The sequence below is a fragment of the Alcaligenes sp. GW821-FHT11D07 genome, assembly GCF_058808495.1.
Genome location: NZ_JBXART010000001.1, coordinates 756,661 through 774,668, shown reverse-complemented (window position 1 = coordinate 774,668; position 18,008 = coordinate 756,661). Strand labels below are relative to the sequence as shown.

The window sequence follows — 18,008 nt, the reverse complement described above, 5'->3', positions numbered from 1 at the left end:
CTGAACGAGAACCCTTTTGGGACGATAAAAAAAGCCGAGGCTCTGAATCAGAGCCTCGGCTTTTTACTGCCTGCCGAATGACTTAATACATGCCGTGGAAAACGGCATCTTCTGGCCCGACGTGCGACGGCGGGTTCCAGGTCACGTCACGCATGGAATGTTGCACCAGCGTTTCCACCCCTAACAGCACCGCAAAAATGGCCATCCGTACGGGAATGCCGTTGTCAGCCTGACGGAAGATGGCCAGACGAGGGTCATGGTTCAAGTCCACGCTCAAATCATGCGCGCCTTCGCGGCTATCACGTGGCAGCGGGTGCATCACAATCACATCAGGACCGCAGCAACGATCAATGATTTCCTTGTTCACCTGGAAATCAGCCGTAAAGCTGCCGTCCTGGCCCTCTTCAAAACGTTCTTTTTGTACGCGCGTGGCGTAAATCACGTCCACACCGGGCAGACCTTTTTCCAAAGAGGTCGTCTGCTCAATCACATGCTTACCTTGGCGGGCGACCTGCTCCACAATGTGCTCAGGCATTTCCAGGCCGGGAGGCGCAATCAAGGTGAATTTCAAGCCACGGTACATGCCCAGCAGCTTGATCAGGGAATGCACAGTACGGCCGTATTTCAGGTCACCAACCAGAGCGATATGCGCACCGTCCAGCAATTTGCCCAAGCGAGAAAACTCGGTGCTGATGGTGTACAGATCCAGCAAGGCCTGACTCGGGTGTTCACCCGCGCCATCGCCGCCATTCACAACAGGGATATTGGTGGCACGTGCAAATTCAGCGACGGAGCCTTGCTCGGGGTGACGAATCACCATCGCATCCACGTAACCACTCATAACGCGGCTGGTGTCGTAAATAGATTCGCCTTTGGCCATGGACGAAAAAGTGAAGCCGGTGGTGTCACATACCGAGCCACCCAAGCGGCAAAAGGCCGAGCCAAAACTGACACGAGTACGGGTAGAGGCTTCAAAAAACAGGTTACCCAAAACGGCACCTTCCAGCACGCGAGACACCTTTTGGCGACGGGCGATAGGCTGCATGATATCGGCCAAACTGCACAGCTCTTCAACCGTCTCGCGGGTGAACTGATCTACCGACAACAGTTGATGCTTGCCGCCTGTTGCAATCCGGTCGCGCAAGGGGCCTGACTGTGCGCTTTGCGCATACTTGCTCAACAAAGCCTCGTTTTCCACGATTTCCGTGACGAAACGCTGAACCACTTCAGGCATGGCCCGCGACTCTAAAGAGCCTTCAGGCAAGAGCCACGTATCCAGTGCACGCCGCTTCACCCCTATACGTGCCGCAAAAACGTCACGAGTCAGGTTCAGGCGACGCATTGCATCACGCAAAAAAACTTGTTGGGAGACGGCCATATCGCACTCGCTTATGAAATATACGCAATGCGCACATTTTAAGACCGTAGACGACAAAAAAGCGAGTGGGAATGCAGGCTATTGCAAAAAATACAACGACAGCCAGACGAAGGGCCACATCCTGGCAGACAGGAGTGGCACTGGCAGAGCCATAGCGTGTTTAAGGATGCTGCCGATAAGGCATGCTAAAGGGTGCAGCGCGATCGTTATTGGGGAAGGAAAAGCCTTCAGGATCTTGCGGGCCGGAACTGAGCCACTCGCTGTGCTGATAGGCAAAATCAGCCAGACCCAAGGTACCCCATAAACCGATCAAGAAAAGCGCCAGACTCAGGGCCAAGAAAAAGGCCGAACAGAAACCGGGTATCCAGGCCCAGCGCCGCCCTACTTTGGAGCTATGCCAAGCCAGCGTCCAGTGGCTCCAGCACAAGGCCAGAAAGGCCGATACCAGACCCAGCATGAAGACGAACAAAGGCAGTCGCAGCCAGGACGGCAAGAAGACGGATTCGACCACCCCGCTGCCCATCAGCATGACAAGCAAAAGAGCGGCTCCATGCAAGCCGATCAGAACCCGAAAAGAAAGGATATAAAAAGCAAGACTGCCTGGCGGGGTCACCATACCGACTTTCCTGTTATTAACAAGAGCGGCGGGCTGGCGCCCACCGCATTTTTCAACAAGCCGGGCAGTGTGAAACCCAGGACCAGGCCAGCCTTTAAGCCAGCAAGCAGAGCTTACTTCTTACCGTTGGTCTGTGTGGCTTGTGGACCAGCAATCGCACGGGCTGCAGCCAAAGCATTCGCTTCAGTGCCGACCATGAAAATCAAACGACCATCTTTAACGGGCGCGCCATAAGCAGGGGCAGCCAACATGGTGTCACCCACCACCAGAGCCAGACGCTTCTTGGGGAACTGAGTGGTTACCTGCAGCAAACGCTGGGCGGCCTCAGGAGTCAGATCCAAAGCCAGCAAACCTTCTTTGCTGTCATTGGTGCCTGCCTGCACGCCTACCAAGTCTTCACGTACAACAACAGCACGTGGGTTTACAAACAAAGCGCCATTGGGCTGCACATCAACGCGTGCCCAACCAGCTTGTTCCTGGGTATCTGCCAGGAAAATCTGTACGGGAGCGGCTTCTTGCTCAGCACCCGGCTGAGCGGGAGTCTGCTGCGCTGCTGTTGCAGGGGTGGAGGGAGTTTGCGTCGTGGAGCTGCTGGACGTGCCAGCTTGATCGCTTGGTTTTTCTTGAACGGTTTGACAAGCAGCCAAGGCCACCAGACCAACAGGAGCCAAAATTCGGGCGAGTGTGCGTAAAGTCATCATGGTGAAGTTCCCCCCTCTCTTTACGAAGAATCAATAAGGTTAGCAGTGTATCAGTCATGTAAAAGCGCAAGCGGTTAATCTTTGTTAAAGCTTGTCATTTGCGCACCTCTAATTTGTACGCTGACCTGATCCATTAAGCGGCCTTGTTCTGTTTTCAATTCAATGCGCAAATTACCGGGTACCAAAGGTATCCGTATCTGCGCCCCCTTACCTGCTTCTACACCTTGCACCCACCACACCAACGGTTCAGTGAGCTGCCCTTGCGCCCATAAACGCAATTGCTGATTCTGCGGTGGAATATCCGGGTCTAAAGCCAGAATGGTGCCACTGACGGGCTCGCGAATACGCGCTGGCCCGGCGTAAGCCTGATTGCCATCGCTCAGTTCCACGCGCTCTGTCTGCGTGCCGTCCAGGAAGAACTCTTCCCGGCTCGGCTCCAAGGCCGGCACAAACTCAATTTGCTGCGCATGAACAAGGGCGGGTCGGGCAGTCTGACGTCCTGGCCGGCGCTGACTCAATACGCTCATCACTTCATGCCAAATGGGCGCTGCGCCACTGACGCCGGATACATCTTGCATACTTTGCCCGGCACTATTTCCGACCCACACCCCCACGGTGTAATGCTCGGTCCAACCCAAGGCCCAGTTATCACGCATGTCTTTGCTGGTCCCGGTTTTAACAGCACTCCAAAATGGGGTGCTCAAAGCACTGTCCAGACCAAAGGTCAAAACACGGGCCTGCCGGTCCGACAACATATCGCCCACAATCCAGCTAGCCCCTGCATCCATCACCGGACGAAACGCCCCAGCTGGATGATCCATGCGCGTCTGCACGGCCTGGGCCCGACCCAGATTACCCAGTGCACGATAGGCATTCGTCAATTCCAGCAAGGTGACATCGGCACTGCCCAGGGCCAAACTGAAGCCGTAAAAATCACCATCCTGACGCAGATTCAAACCCAGCTCACGCAGCCGCTCTACCAGAACAGCGGGACCCAATAAGGTCAAGACACGTACGGCGGGAATGTTCAAGGACGAGGCCAGCGCATTGCGAGCGCTCACCCAACCCACAAACTGCTTGTCGTAATTTTGCGGAATATACAGGCCATTGCCAGTAGGCAGATTCAAAGGGGAATCCTGCAGCAAGGAGGCGGCGGTCAGCATCCGTTTTTCAATGGCCAACTGATACAGAAACGGCTTAAGAGTGGAGCCCGCCTGCCGCAAGGCACGGACGTGGTCCACCTCTGCCGCCTCGGACAAATCACCACTGGAGCCCACATAGGCCAGCACCTGTCCGGTCTGATTATCCAACACCAGGGCAGCGGCATCCTGCACGCGCGCCGTGCGCAAATCCAGCAGATGTCGTCGCATACTGGCTTGCACCTGACTTTGCAGTCGAGCATCCAGCGTGGTGCGAATCGAATCACCGGCTTTTACGTCGGCCTTATTCTCTAATACCCAGCGCGCGAAATGGGGCGCCAGTTGTGCCTGCCCCAACGGGGGCTGAGCCGCACGACGCAAGGCCACGGGCACCAGATTACTTAATTCCCTACATTGCTGGCCGTGTCCCATTTCCTGCAAGGTCACACAGGCGCGACGCTCGACCGTCAAGGCAGAAGCATTGGGCCCACGCAGCAAGACAGCGGCAATGGCGGACTCTCGCGCATCCAGCGCCACGGCCTGCTTTTGGAACAGGGTGCGTGCCATCGCATCCACCCCGACCAACTCGCCACGAAAGGCTACCTGATTCAGATAAGCTTCCAGAATCTCCGGTTTGGTCCAGCTATCTTCCAGCGATTGCGCAGCAACCACTTGATCCAATTTTTGCCAGACCGAGCGACCACCCCGACCACCAACCAGGTCTTGATCCATCAAACCGGCCAACTGCATGGTAATGGTGGACGCGCCCCGACTGCGACCGGCAAACACCCCGTCCCAAGCAGCAGAGCCAACAGATAACCAGTCAACCCCGCCGTGGGATTCAAAGCGGCGGTCTTCAGACATCAAGACCGCCATTTGCAGGGCTGGAGAAATCTGCTCCAGCGCCACCCACTCGCCCCGTCGTTGATGAAAATCCAGACGGATGCGCTGAACAAGCTGGCCCTGACGATCCAGGACCTGCACATCGGAAGATCGATAGGACTGCCGAACTTCCTTATAGCTGGGCATGGCCTGCCCGGGACTGGCCCACAGGGCCAATCCCAACACCAGCAATCCTGCTTTAATTGGCTGGTGCATCCACAACTTCCAGAACTTGCTCGTTAGGCCAGAGGGCGAACACATCGGGCTCATACAAGGCTTCAGCGCGCGTGGCTGGCAGGACAAACTGGCCCACCGTATTCAAACGCACTGTGTAGCTGACTTCCGTGGTGCCTTCTTCAAAGCGCTCGTAGTAAGCACGGTAGCCATCAAAACGGCGTTCCACGAAGCTGGCCCAATGACCGGAACGCTCCTCGCCTTCTGTCGCCATGGCCGAATCACGTCCCAAGCCACTGCCCAGAATCGTGGCACCGGCAGGAATCGGATCGGACACCACCACCCAGCTGGCCGGACCTTGCGCCTTAATCTTCAAGGTCACGCGCATGATGTCACCGCGGCTCCAGATACCGGGTTTAGCTTGCTCGACGGCCTGAACCTGTCGCTCCACGCTCAAACCGGCAGCGATGGCCTTGGTCACTGGCACAGCAGCCAGCGAACGCACTTCCACCCATGCCTTGCCTTCACCCATTTGCTCGACATTCAGGTTATCCACCTGATCGCCGCGCCAAGGCACATCGATCTTGGTGGAACGCAGGCCCTGACCATCGGGGCTGAGCATATCCCAGTCCACAACCTGAGCACTTTCTGAACCCAGAATCACCATGGACTGACCGCTTGGAGACTGCTCGTGATGGCGGCTGAACAGTTCAATCGCCAAGCTACCGAAGAGGTTTTCCGTCGTCATGCGCCATGCGCCACGCTGCTGCTCAGCCAACAGACCTTGTGCCAGACGGGGCATATCCTCCGCCCACTCCGGCATGGCGTTGGCCAACAGCATCAAACGGGCCTGGTTGGTGACTCGGCTGGTCATCGCCCACGGACTGCCGTTCAGGGAGTCCTCGCCAAAGGCCAGACGTGTGCCACGGCTGACCAAACGAGCCTGGATCAGACCCAGGGCCTCTTTGCGAGTCTGCTCTGCCTGCTTGATACCGGGCAGACGCTGCGTCAGGTCCACCCAAGCCAGCAGAATTTCGGTAGGCCAGCTTTGCAGATTCACTTCAACCGAATCCAGCATATTGATGCGGGCACGATCGTATTTGGCCAGCACAGCCACCATACGAATCACTTCAATATCACGTTCTTGACGCGATACCGTACGCATGTCCGTCAAACGACCGTTGACCGCATTTTCCAGACCCTGCAGCATTTCGTTGCGATAGCCCGAAGGGATGGGGTAATTCAAACCCATCGATTCGGCGATGTAGCTGATATCCAGGATATAGCTGGTCAGTACTCGACTACCCGAGCCGTAGTTGCTTGGGAAGTAACGCAACAAGCCGCTCTGATCCATATAAGAAGGCATGCGCTGCATCAGGTTTGCCCAACTGTCTTGTGAACGCAGGCCCATAAAGCGCGAGGCTTGCTGTTCAAAGCAGGTGTAAGGGTAGCGCTCAAACCAGGCTCGTACCCCTTCCAGTCCACCCCCCAAGGAGGAACGGAACAGCATCTGCAAACCACCCCGCAGCGTGCCTTGCTCATCTTTCAGAGCCCCCGCCGGCACTTGCACCGACATATTCAAGGCCTGATCCACCGAGACCGAGGTCAAGGTGGCTTGCTGCACGGCTACGGGGGTGGCGGTAAAGACTTCCTGTTTGACAGCCAAGCTGTCCCGGGCCGACTTCTTGCCAGCGCCGGATTCCTGGACTTCTTGGGCGCTTACCGTCCATTCCATTTGGTGCGAATCCGCCGAACCGCTGGATACCGGCACCGTCATGGGCCAAGACACTACTTTGGCCGAACCCGAAGCCAATTCAAGCGTCTGCTCAGGCAGCACTGCGGACGGCAGACCCTTGCCGCTGTAATCTGCTTTCACCTTGACCGTCATGCTGCGTGGGCTGCTGTTACGCAGCGTCACTTGAGCCTGGTACTCGTCACCCTCACGGGCAATGGCAGGCAAACCAGAGATGATTTGCAGATCCTGCGTTGTCACGATCTGGGCCGATCCACTACCAAAGCGGTCACCCGCCAAATCAGCCACGGCCACGATGCGGTACTGAGTCAGCGAGTCGTTCAAAGGCACAGTTACCGTTGCACGGCCCTGTCCATCCAGTTCGACGTTACCCTTCCACAGCAACAAGGTATCCAACAACTCACGCGTTGGGCTCTTGCCACCACCACCGCCTGCCGCTACGGCTTTACGACCATAGTGACGACGACCGACGATTTCGGACTGGGCTGTCGCGGTCTGCACGTTATAACCACGCAGAGCACGCATCGCTCCCAGCAAATTCCAGCTGTTGTTCGGGCTCAATTCCAGCAAGGCCTGATCCACGGCGGCCAGAGCAACAGAGGCACCCGCAGCCGGTGTGCCATCGGACTTCAGCACTTGAATATCCACCTTGGCCTGTTCGCGAATCGCGTACTGGCTACGGTCTGTGGTCACCTTCACATCCAGCACCTCTTGCTGGCTGCTCACTTCAATACCGGCCAGACCAAAGCGGTAGCTAGGCTTGGACAAGTCCACGGTTGTTGTCGGTGCCACAAACTCACCACCGCCTTCCGAATAAGCCTTGTACCAATTCATAGGCTGGCTCCAACCCCAACTGAAGAAGGAGTACCAAGGCACTTCACGCAAGCGGCCACGCAATACCAGCACGGACACATAGACGTTCGGGCCCCACTCGGGCTTGATCTCCACGCTGACGGTCGGGTTGTCCCCTTCCAACTGCACCACTTGAGCTTGCAACACCCCTTCGCGCTCAACCGACACCAAGGCGGTGGCTTCACGGAAAGGCATACGCACCTGGAACTCGGCTTTTTCGCCGGGAGCCCAGGTTTTCTTGGCAGGGATCACGTCGATACGATCGTCGTTTTCGCCACCGAACCACAGATAACCCGAACCACTAACCCACAGGCTGCTGGCCGTCACAGATTCGCGGCCATCACCATCACGGGCGATTGCACGCAGCTCGACCTGACCGCCTTTTTCCAGGGTCACATCACACTGCAACAAACCTTGTTCATCGCTACGACCTTCGCAGATCTTGCCCAGGTCTTCACGCTGTTCCTGGTTGTCGTAGCTGTAGAAGCCACCCACCATGCGTTTGCGAACCGAGAAGCGCTGCACATTAGCCGCTTCGATACGCACAGGCACGTTTTTCAACGGCTTGCCATCCGGGCTCAGGGCAATAGCTGTCAACGTGGTGGACGAACCTGCCGTCAACCAGTTACCGGCACGCAAGCCAGCCACGACATCAGCAGGCCAAACGGACACGGTTTGCGTCAGAGTCTGAATTTCACCATTGGGGTCAGCAAAGGTGGCTTCCACCAAGAACTCAGAGGGCTGCTCCACAGCGGGCAAGTCATCCAGCGCGGCACGCAGGCCACCTTGCGCATCCAGCTGGAAGCGCTTCTTGTTCAGGAATACCCGCGATTCCGATGTAGCCGGTTCGTCCTCTTTAGGAGGAGGCGCAAAGCTGAAATCATCGTAGGCGCTAAAGGATGGCGACTGGGTACGCAACACGCCAGACAACTGAACGGGCAGGAAATCAGCAGGACCACCAGACAGGTACTGCAACTGCACATCGGCCTGCATGGACTTAGGATTCACCAGATATGGCCGATCCTGGCCGTCACCCAGTTTGATGCTGCCACCCAGCACAGGCAGCTTGAACTGCTCAACGCGGAAATCACCAAAAGTGAAGTACTGGTTTTCGCCTTCCGTCCTCATGCGATACACACCGAGTTCGGCATCTTTAGGGATTTTCCAATCACTCAAAGCGAACACGCTGCCACCGGCCGTCTTTTGCCACTTCAAGGGCAGTTCAATTCGCTTGCCGCTACCCTCATGCTCGATCACCATTTCTGATGGATAACGGTCAGGGGCTTGGAAGCCTTCACGCACGCGTTCACGCAAGTAATGCTTCATGTGCACCACTTCACCAGCGCGGAACAAGTTGCGATCCAGCACACTGTGTGCAACCGGCTCATCACGACCACCCCAGGCGTAAGGCACATTAAAGCGCCAAGGCTCAATGCCCGAATTCCACTCGCTCAAGGCAAAGCTGAACTCATCCTTGCCGCGAGCCATAGGATTGTTCTTGTCAATCCGGGCTGTGACAAACAAGCCGCCCAACTGGGTTTCATTACAATAATCAGGTGCCGACACAGGGTGTGGATGGTAGAACTTACCCTCTTTATCGGTCTTGCCTACCACCAGCTCCTCACCGCGGCAGTTCAGCACACGGACCAGGGCATCAGGCACCACTTTGGCGTCATCCAACGTCGTTACCCACACCAAAAGGTCATCACCACCTTTCTTGATGTGAACGCCCAAGTTGGTCACCAGCACCGAGCTGCGCACGTACATGGTCCCAGCCGATTCCAGCAAGGAAGCGCCCAGGCGCGGCGAAGCCACCTCCAGAACGTGGAAACCTGGATCTTTCAGCGGGACGCCAATCAGTTCAAAAGGACGCTCGTCTTTTTGATCCATGCCCGGCAAATCCAGCTTTTTAACTTCTTTGCCATCCAACAGAGGCTGACCGCGCAAATCCAGCATGCCGTTCTCATCAACCGGAGCCGTCACGCGGAAATCGCGACCCATGATGTTTTTCAAAGAATCAGCGTTGATCATCCAGGAATAGTTCAGTTGGCGCATGCGGGCGTACCAGGCCAGGACCTCTTCATCGTCCTTCACAGCCATCGCACCCACCTGCCCTGCCGACACCAGCATCTGCTCGGTCACCAGATTGGCTTCGACGTTGCGCAGGCTCAAGCCCAAGGCGGGCGGATCAGAGTCGTCCGAACCATCGCGATCAGCATGACCAAAGCGCTCGACAATGCCGAAAGGCTCCACCGCAAACTTCACCAGCGGCGGGTAGTTACCCGTGCTGACACCTTGGGTGAACAACTGTGGGTTCGTCAGCGGGCGACCTGCGTCGTCGGTCAAATCCTTAGCGGTTTTAACCGTCAAGCGTGCATTTTCAGGGAATGGGCCCTCGAAACTGACACTGGTACCTGGACCACGGTCCTGCCAAGCTTCATTGCTATCAGACACCGGCTCCCAGGTTTGCTTGCCGGACTCCAGGCGAATCTGCTGCAGTTGCTCATAAGAGACCGGAGCAGAAAAATTCACCGCCAAACGGCCCACTGGCGTGCAAGGTGCTTCGGCACGTTCACGCATGCAAGACAGGGAGGCGGTAAAGTCAGGGCGCACCGTAAAGTCAAAGGCATAGCGGTCAGAGCTAGGCACACCTTTACGATCACCAATTTTTGTCATGATGCCCGGTTCCAGCACCACGGACACACTGGCCTCTTTGGGCAAGGGACGTGCACACTGAACGGCCTGGTAACGGTCGTCGATTTCATCAACATAGAACTCGGAGCGAATCAAAGCGTCGCGCTCTTTGCCCTCGATGGCTTTCAGTCCAATACGCTCGCCAATACCCTCTACACGGCAGTAGCCGCTCTTGACCAAAGAGGCGGTATTAACAGGCGCATTAAAGCTGAACAGGAAGGCCTGATCTTCGTCTATAGAGTTGTAGTAAGGCCGGCTGCTGTCCAAAATGGGACCACCGGAATTAAAGCGATATTGGGCCGGGCCGCTGATCGCTTCATTATTAATGCTACGAAAGCTCTTGGACACCGTGGCCGTACAACTTAAGCCAGGTCCGGGACGCTCATCAAACTCATAAATCCAACGACGGCTATCAAGCCAACGGCCCTGGCCGATCACGGCCGGATCGTCACACTCCACTTGCACGGGCGCAGGCAGTTGTGAATCACCGAAATGGACGGCGGGAGTGGCAAAGGTGACCTTCACGTCCCGCAATTCTGAGGTCGCCCCTTGGGGCGAGAAACTGCTAATAGTAATGGCTTGGGCGCTACTAACACCCAGCGCTAACATCAAACCCAGCAAAGCCTGGCGATGCATTATTCTTCCCCTATGGATATGCTATTTTCGGCGCCAGTTTAATGGAAATCAGGCTGTCTGAGCGTGTCTATTCAGCCCTATAGCGCGATAAAAAAGCCTTGAAGTGCAACAGAAAAAGACACCAGAATTTAAAGGAGCCGATCGGTCTATTCTCCTGACACCCGTGGCATTTGAAAGCAAAAATTTCAAATGCGACCAATACCTCCCTTTTTTACCTAAACAGACGGCATAAACTACGATAAGAAACAAAGTCACCCCCCGCATTAACTGGAAACCCCGCCCATACTCCCCATATGTGTTAATGCTTGCACCTGTGAACCCGCCTAGATTTCAGGACTGACTCATGAGCACAATGACAATAGAAGAGCTGGACAAGACCCGCGAAGAATGCCGCAAGTTGATCAGCCGGCGTGCCCTGCTCTCAGCGGCCGCTGCGGTAGTGCCCATTCCCGGTGTGGATGTGGGGGCGGACGTCGCGATCCTGATGAAGATCATCCCCATCATCAATTCCCGTTTTGGGCTGACTGCGCAAGATGTGGACGGCCTAAGTCCTGAACTTAAAAAGCTAGTGGTCGTCGGTGGGGCCAGCATGGGCCTGGGTCTGGCAGGACGCGTGCTAACGACGGATCGGGTGATCAATATTCTGGTGCGTCTGGGTGCAAAAAAACTGGCGGGTAAATACGGTGCGAAATATGTACCTTTAATCGGTAGCGCCATTTCGGCCTCCATCAGCTATATCGTGCTGCGCAAAGTGGGCAACCAACATATTGATGAATGCTACGAAATCGCCCGACGCCTCAGGCTTGAAAGCCAGCGACGCGAAGCCGTTCATACGATTGATGGCGGCGAAGAAGGTTTAATACGCGAAATCAAGGGCTAGTGCCCTGGAACTGTCGGTCTTGAAAAAACGAAACGGAGCCCTTCAATACGGCTCCGTTTCTTGTTTTGTGACTAAACAAACCTAGTAATGGTGACGGCAAGCTCAGCCAGCGGGAATCACGCCTGGCTCTTTACTGCGCCCATTCAGCATATAGTCCATCAACTCGCGCACCGACTTCATGGCTTTGCCAAAAGGCAGCGCTTCCGAGCTACGGAAGAACAGGCCACGCTGGACATCCCCTTTCAAGGCGTAAGCCAACTGGCGGTCGATACAAAACTGCCCATGACGCTGAACGCCATCGCGCAGACCGCAATGGGCCAGGCAATCAAAGCCTTCAGAGCAAGCACGCTCACGCGCCACCGACTGCAACTTCTGCTCTTTATGCAGATAGGCATCCAGCCAAGGGGTACGAACCGCACGAGCGGGCAAACCTGCCACACTCATGAAGGTAACGATATCCTTGGCTTCGGCATTCAACAGCACCCGCTTGAAATTTTCGTGCGCATCGCCTTCGTCGGTGACTGCAAATGCGGTCCCCATCTGAACCCCGTCCGCGCCCCAATCCATTAACTGGCGCAGTTGTTCAGGGCGATGGATACCACCGGCAGCGATCAAGGGGATACGCTCGGCTTCCAGACCCATTTCACGGAACAAGGCACGGCAACCTTCCAAAACACGCTGAAACGCGTATTCGGGTTTGCTCAGGGATTGGTCATCCGGGGCACCTAAGTGGCCTGCGGCGAATCGGGGATTTTCCAGTACCACGGCATCTGGCAAGCGCTTGCGACGCAGCCATTTTTTGACCAGCAAAGTCACACCGCGCACATCGGACAAAATTGGAATTAAAGCCACTTTGGGATGATCCTGAACCAGTTCAGGCAAATCCAGAGGCAGGCCAGCGCCCACCACCACCGCGTCCGCCCCGCTCTCGCAGGACTGACGCACATATTCGGGATACTGCGAAACGGCCTTCATGATATTGACCGCTACTGCCCCCTTGCCCGCCGAGCGTTCTCGAGCACGCGTGATTTCGCGGTCCAAGGCCTGCAAGTTAGCGGCATCCACCACGCCTTTTTCGACATCACCCTGAGTGCTGTCCATCAAATCCTCATGATGCCGCCGCAAATCCACGCTGGAGATCGTCCCCAGCCCGCCCAGAGCAGCTACAGTTCCAGCCAGCCGAGAAGCCGAAACACCGACTCCCATGCCTCCTTGAACAATAGGCAAAAGCAGTTTTCCCTTCAGGGACATGAGACGTAAATCCGTCTTTAGCACGATGTTATACCTTAGGTTGATGCAAGAACCTGCCGGCCACGTCGGGACCAGAAACAGGGCAAAAGAATCGTGGCCGCCTCAAAGAGAACGGCCACTAAGTTAAATCAGGCGGGAGTAACGAGCGCCGCTTTCCTGGCTCAAGTACTTGTCAAATACCATGCTGTAGGCACGTACAAACAAGCGGCCTTTGGGCGTGACCTGAATGGACTGGCTGTCCACCGTCAGCAAGCCTGCCTCTGCATAGCTATTGAGCTCTTGCAGCTCACCAGCAAAGTAGCTGGCGAAATCAATGCCATAGCGGGCTTCCAGGCGCACAATGGGCACCGGCATGCTGCACATCAAATGCATGATGACTTCGGCACGCAAACGATCATCCTGCTGCATCACAATCCCCCGCTCGATAGGCAGGCGACCCCGATCAATATCGGCGTAGTAATTGCGCAGACTGCGGGCGTTTTGCACGTGCATGCTGCCCACCTGACCAATAGACGAAACCCCGAAGGAAACCAGGTCACAGGCTGCACGTGTGGTGTAGCCCTGGAAATTGCGATGCAAACTGCCGTCCAGACGAGCCAGGTTGAGTTCGTCCGAGGGCAAAGCAAAGTGATCCAGACCGATATAGACGTAACCTGCGTCCAGCAAGCGCTGGGAAGACATCAGGAACAATTGCAGGCGTTGATCAGCGTCCGGCAGCTCTTCTTCATTGATAAGGCGCTGAGCCTTGAAGCGTGTAGGCAGGTGCGCGTAGTTATAGAGAGCGATGCGGTCAGGGCGCAGTTGCACCAGGGAGTCGATGGTGACTGCAAAACTATCCAGGGTTTGCAGGGGCAAACCGTAGATCAAATCCGTATTGATGGATTGAAAGCCGGCCGCCCGACCATCTTCAATCGCACGTTTGACCATCTCGAAAGGCTGGATACGATTGATCGCCTTTTGCACTTGGGGGTCAAAGTCCTGTACCCCAAAGCTGGTGCGGTTAAAGCCCAGAGCCGCCAAGTTCTGAAGCGTACCGTCTGCCAGTGTACGGGGGTCAATTTCGATGCCCAGTTCGGCATCGGCGGTGAACGAGAAATGCTCCTTGAGCTTGGCCATCAGGCGGGCCAGTTGTTCATTGTCCAGAAAAGTAGGGGAACCGCCACCCAGGTGCAGCTGTTCGGTCCGACGGTCTTCCCCCATATATTGGGTAACCATGTCGATTTCGCGCAGCAGGTAATCCAGATACTGTTCGCTCTTGCTACGATCTTGCGTAATGATTTTGTTGCAGGCGCAAAAATAGCAAAGCGATTGGCAAAACGGAATGTGCAGATAAACCGACAAGGGCGGGTTGCTACTGCTCAGGGCACGTCGTGACAGTTCGTGGATGTAGGGCTGGGCGGGAAAGTCCTGGAAAAAACGGTCTGCGGTGGGGTAGGAGGTATAACGCGGTCCGGAACGATCAAAGCGCCTGATCAGGGCTTCAGAGATTTCTATATCCTGCGCAGTGGGCACATTGGCGTCCGATGCTTCCAGGGTTTGCGGCATAAAGGGTCCTCCTGCTAGAGACCTGTTTCTTCTTGACAAGCATTCATTGTGAGAGAAAACCGCAGGCAGCCGCTTGACCTGCATCAAGACCGCAATAACTAAAAAAACGCTTTTTTTATCACTGTTGGGCTGAATTTAGCTTCATATATCGTATTATTAAGCGCTAGCCGCCTAAATTACCGCCTGTTGGAGTCAGATGTATTTGCTCGTGATCCTAGCACTGCCATTTATTGGTAGCCTGCTATCTTCCCTGATGCCCGCGAACTCTCGCAAACTCCAGGCATCTCTTGCAGGAACGGTCGCCGTTACTTGCGCCCTGCTCACGCTCTACGCCTATCCCGATATCGCTTCGGGAGAGGTACTTGAGTCTTCTCGATCCTGGATACCTGCGCATGGGCTGACTTTCAAGCTGCGCATGGACGGGTATGCCTGGCTGTTTAGCGTCATCATTACCTCGATGGGGGCATTGATTGCCCTGTACGCGCACTACTACCTGTCTGCGCAGGATCCGGTTCGACGCTTTTTCTCCTTCCTGCAAGCCTTTATGGGCTCCATGCTGGGCGTTGTCCTGTCAGGCAACCTGATTCAGCTGGTGGTGTTTTGGGAGTTGACCAGCCTGTCGTCTTTCATGCTGATTGCCTATTGGTATCACCGCATGGATGCTCGCCGGGGGGCGCGTATGTCCCTCATCATTACCGGCACCGGCGGTTTTTGCCTGCTGGCCGGTGTACTGATGCTGGGTCAGGCCGCTGGCAGCTACGACCTGAGCGTCGTACTGGCCTCTGGTGATCAGATCCGTAACCATCCCTGGTACACCGGGATGCTGATTCTGATTGCACTGGGTGCGCTGACCAAAAGCGCCCAGTTTCCTTTCCACATCTGGTTGCCCCACGCCATGGCGGCACCTACCCCGGTATCTGCGTATTTGCACTCGGCCACCATGGTGAAGGCGGGGGTCTTCCTGCTCGCACGTCTATGGCCTGCCTTGGCGGGCACCACCGAGTGGGCCGTCATTATTGGCGGCGCCGGTCTGTGTTCGCTGACCTTGGGTGCCTATGTGGCCATGTTCCAGCGCGACATGAAAGGCGTACTGGCGTATTCCACCATCAGTCACCTTGGGCTGATTACCTTGCTGCTGGGCTTAAATAGCCCGCTGGCGCTGGTGGCCGCTCTTTTCCACATGATGAATCACGCTACCTTCAAGGCCTCCTTGTTCATGGCGGCGGGCATTGTGGATCACGAGACCGGAACTCGTAACCTGAACCGTCTGTCGGGCCTGCGCCATGCCATGCCCCTGACGGCGACGCTTGCCACGGTGGCGGCGGCAGCCATGGCCGGTGTGCCTTTGCTCAATGGCTTTATCTCCAAAGAAATGTTCTTTGCCGAGACCATACTGGCCAGCAACGGCAGTACCTGGGAATACCTGCTGCCCGCTGTGGCCGTGATCGCGGGCTCGTTCAGCGTGGCTTATTCACTGCGCTTTATTGCCCAGGTATTCTTTGGCCCTGTCGCCAAGGACCTGCCGCGTGAACCGCATGAGCCCCCGCGTCGCATGCTGATCCCCAGTGCCATTCTGGTTTTGACCTGTCTGCTGGTCGGCGTCATTCCTAGCCTGACCTTTGGTCCTTTCCTGCATACCGCCGCCAGTGCCATCCTGGGCTCGGACATGCCCCAGTATGATCTGGCCTTGTGGCATGGGGTGAATCTGCCCTTGATCATGAGTCTGGTGGCAACAGTGATTGGCGTGTTGCTGGTATTGATCATCAACCGTTTCTACAAGAACCGCCAAGGCCGTACCCCCTTGCTGACGCGTGCCGACGGACGTCGCTTCTTTGAACTCATCATGGAGTATCTGGAAGTGGCCTCCAACTGGGCCGTGGGCAAGCTGTACTCGCCCCGCCTGCAACGACAGATGCTGTTGATTATCGTGGCAACACTGTGCGTGGCCGCCCTGCCTCTGGCGCGTGGCAACTGGTTCAAGTCCATGATCTTCACTCCGATTGACCCATTCTTTGCGCTTATGTGGGCTGTCGGGATTGCATGTGCCATTGGTGCGGCTCGTCAGGCCAAATTCCACCGACCCGCGTCCTTGCTGCTGTCTGGCGGTGCTGGTTTGGTCACCAGTCTGACCTTTGCCTGGCTGTCTGCCCCCGATCTGGCACTCACGCAGCTTGCGGTAGAAGTGGTCACAGTGGTGCTGATTTTGCTGGGCCTGCGCTGGCTGCCCCAGCGTGTCAGCGATATGCCTGGCGGCCAGGACAATAGTGGCCGTGCGCTGCTGCGCCGTAGTCGTGACTTGATTATTGCCATCTTGGCTGGAGCCGGCATTGCCGCCCTGGCGTATGCCATGATGACCCGCCCTCACCCCAGCGGTATCTCGCCCTTCTTTATTGAGAAAGCACTGCCCTTGGGCGGTGGAGCTAACGTGGTCAACGTGATTCTGGTCGACTTCCGTGGCTTTGATACCTTCGGTGAGATCGTGGTGCTAGGCATTGTGGCCCTGACTGTGTTCGCTCTGCTGCGGCGTTTCCGTCCACCAATCGAAGCGATTGCTCAGCCCTTGGCACGTCGCCAGAATGTAGCCGATAGCCGCGAAGCTGTCTTTGTGGAGCCCGATCCCAAAGCGGAGCTACCGGAAGGCATTATGCAGATTCCAGCTGTCTTGCTGCGTTTGCTGTTGCCCATTTCCACTCTTATTGCCTTGTACTTCCTGCTGCGCGGCCACAATCTGCCCGGGGGCGGTTTTGTGGGCGGCCTGATTATGGCCACCGGCATTATCTTGCAATACATGGTCAGTGGTGTGGTGTGGATGGAATCGCGTCCTTTGATTCAGCCACAGACCTGGATTGGTTTAGGCCTGCTGACCGCTGGCGTTGCTGCCATGCTGGTCTGGGCCTTTAACAAGCCCTTCCTGGCGGCCCAGAACTGGGATCTGCACCTGCCTTTGATTGGCGATGTGCATACCTCTAGCGCACTGATCTTCGACATCGGGGTCTTTATGCTGGTCATTGGTTCCACCATTTTGATTCTGGTCGCCCTGGCTCACCAATCCCTACGTTTTTATCGCAAACTGCCTTCCTTGCGTTCCGCCTCGGACGCCGTTTCCGGGATGGAGAACAAATAATGGAACTCGTGCTCTCTATTGCCATCGGTGTATTAGCAGGCTCAGGCGTCTGGCTCTTGCTACGCCCTCGTACCTTTCAATTCATTATGGGACTGGCTCTGGTCTCGTATGCCGTCAACTTGTTTATCTTCAGTATGGGTAGGCTCAAAATCAGTGCAGCACCGGTGATCAATTCCAACGATCTGGGGGCCAGCTATGCGGACCCCCTGCCCCAGGCTTTGGTGCTGACCGCCATTGTGATCGGCTTTGCCACCACCGCCCTGTTTCTGGTTGTCATTCTGGCCAATCGCGGCTTGAGCGGCACTGACCACGTTGATGGCCGTGAGGAAGACGATCTGTGAGTCTACTCAATCAACACTTGCCCGTATTGCCCGTTGCCATTC

Annotated in this window: 10 protein-coding genes; 3 read left to right on the top strand and 7 right to left on the bottom strand. The window is 56.1% G+C overall.

The genetic code is table 11. The features are described from left to right. Positions 1-82 precede the first annotated feature (82 nt). From AC1RSM_RS03520 to AC1RSM_RS03500, 5 genes are all read right to left on the bottom strand, one after another. Complete coding sequence (locus AC1RSM_RS03520; protein WP_492929529.1) at positions 83-1,378, bottom strand: aspartate carbamoyltransferase; 1,296 nt, start codon at positions 1,376-1,378, stop codon at positions 83-85. 160 nt (positions 1,379-1,538) lie between these two features. After that, positions 1,539-1,994 (bottom strand): hypothetical protein, encoded by a 456-nt coding sequence (locus tag AC1RSM_RS03515; protein ID WP_492929527.1) that lies wholly within the window; start codon positions 1,992-1,994, stop codon positions 1,539-1,541. Between the two features lie 113 nt (positions 1,995-2,107). Then, on the bottom strand, positions 2,108-2,695 hold the full coding sequence (locus AC1RSM_RS03510) for a hypothetical protein (protein ID WP_492929525.1): 588 nt from the start codon (positions 2,693-2,695) through the stop codon (positions 2,108-2,110). Between the two features lie 74 nt (positions 2,696-2,769). After that, positions 2,770-4,932: a penicillin-binding protein 1C gene (gene pbpC, locus AC1RSM_RS03505; RefSeq protein WP_492929523.1), complete on the bottom strand. Its 2,163-nt coding sequence runs from the start codon at positions 4,930-4,932 to the stop codon at positions 2,770-2,772. Then, the gene (locus AC1RSM_RS03500; RefSeq protein ID WP_492929521.1) at positions 4,916-10,825 is read right to left on the bottom strand and encodes an alpha-2-macroglobulin family protein; all 5,910 of its coding nucleotides are present in this window, start codon (positions 10,823-10,825) and stop codon (positions 4,916-4,918) included. Before AC1RSM_RS03500 ends, pbpC begins: the two co-directional genes overlap by 17 nt. A gap of 343 nt (positions 10,826-11,168) precedes the next feature. Here AC1RSM_RS03500 and AC1RSM_RS03495 point away from each other — a divergent pair, with 343 nt between their 5' ends. Beyond that, entirely contained in the window at positions 11,169-11,705 is a 537-nt protein-coding gene (locus AC1RSM_RS03495) for a hypothetical protein (RefSeq protein WP_492929519.1), read from the top strand. 102 nt (positions 11,706-11,807) lie between these two features. Here the strand turns inward: AC1RSM_RS03495 and AC1RSM_RS03490 are convergent, their stop codons facing one another. Next, positions 11,808-12,956, bottom strand: coding sequence for an NAD(P)H-dependent flavin oxidoreductase (locus AC1RSM_RS03490; RefSeq protein WP_492929517.1), 1,149 nt, complete (start codon positions 12,954-12,956; stop codon positions 11,808-11,810). A gap of 123 nt (positions 12,957-13,079) precedes the next feature. Next, positions 13,080-14,501 (bottom strand): oxygen-independent coproporphyrinogen III oxidase, encoded by a 1,422-nt coding sequence (gene hemN / locus AC1RSM_RS03485; protein ID WP_492929515.1) that lies wholly within the window; start codon positions 14,499-14,501, stop codon positions 13,080-13,082. A 196-nt stretch (positions 14,502-14,697) separates the two neighbouring features. Between hemN and AC1RSM_RS03480 the strand changes: the two genes are divergently transcribed. Continuing rightward, positions 14,698-17,625, top strand: coding sequence for a monovalent cation/H+ antiporter subunit A (locus AC1RSM_RS03480; RefSeq protein WP_492929513.1), 2,928 nt, complete (start codon positions 14,698-14,700; stop codon positions 17,623-17,625). After that, a complete protein-coding gene (locus tag AC1RSM_RS03475) occupies positions 17,625-17,966 on the top strand; it encodes a Na+/H+ antiporter subunit C (protein ID WP_492929511.1) in 342 nt (113 codons plus the stop codon). Before AC1RSM_RS03480 ends, AC1RSM_RS03475 begins: the two co-directional genes overlap by 1 nt. Positions 17,967-18,008: the final 42 nt, after the last annotated feature.

Coding starts and splice junctions, on each gene's coding strand:
- AC1RSM_RS03510 (WP_492929525.1), bottom strand. CDS start 2,695: ATGATGACTTTACGCACACTCGCCCGAATTTTGGCTCCTGTTGGTCTG.
- pbpC (WP_492929523.1), bottom strand. CDS start 4,932: ATGCACCAGCCAATTAAAGCAGGATTGCTGGTGTTGGGATTGGCCCTG.
- hemN (WP_492929515.1), bottom strand. CDS start 14,501: ATGCCGCAAACCCTGGAAGCATCGGACGCCAATGTGCCCACTGCGCAG.
- AC1RSM_RS03495 (WP_492929519.1), top strand. CDS start 11,169: ATGAGCACAATGACAATAGAAGAGCTGGACAAGACCCGCGAAGAATGC.
- AC1RSM_RS03490 (WP_492929517.1), bottom strand. CDS start 12,956: ATGTCCCTGAAGGGAAAACTGCTTTTGCCTATTGTTCAAGGAGGCATG.
- AC1RSM_RS03480 (WP_492929513.1), top strand. CDS start 14,698: ATGTATTTGCTCGTGATCCTAGCACTGCCATTTATTGGTAGCCTGCTA.
- AC1RSM_RS03515 (WP_492929527.1), bottom strand. CDS start 1,994: ATGGTGACCCCGCCAGGCAGTCTTGCTTTTTATATCCTTTCTTTTCGG.
- AC1RSM_RS03520 (WP_492929529.1), bottom strand. CDS start 1,378: ATGGCCGTCTCCCAACAAGTTTTTTTGCGTGATGCAATGCGTCGCCTG.
- AC1RSM_RS03475 (WP_492929511.1), top strand. CDS start 17,625: ATGGAACTCGTGCTCTCTATTGCCATCGGTGTATTAGCAGGCTCAGGC.
- AC1RSM_RS03500 (WP_492929521.1), bottom strand. CDS start 10,825: ATGCATCGCCAGGCTTTGCTGGGTTTGATGTTAGCGCTGGGTGTTAGT.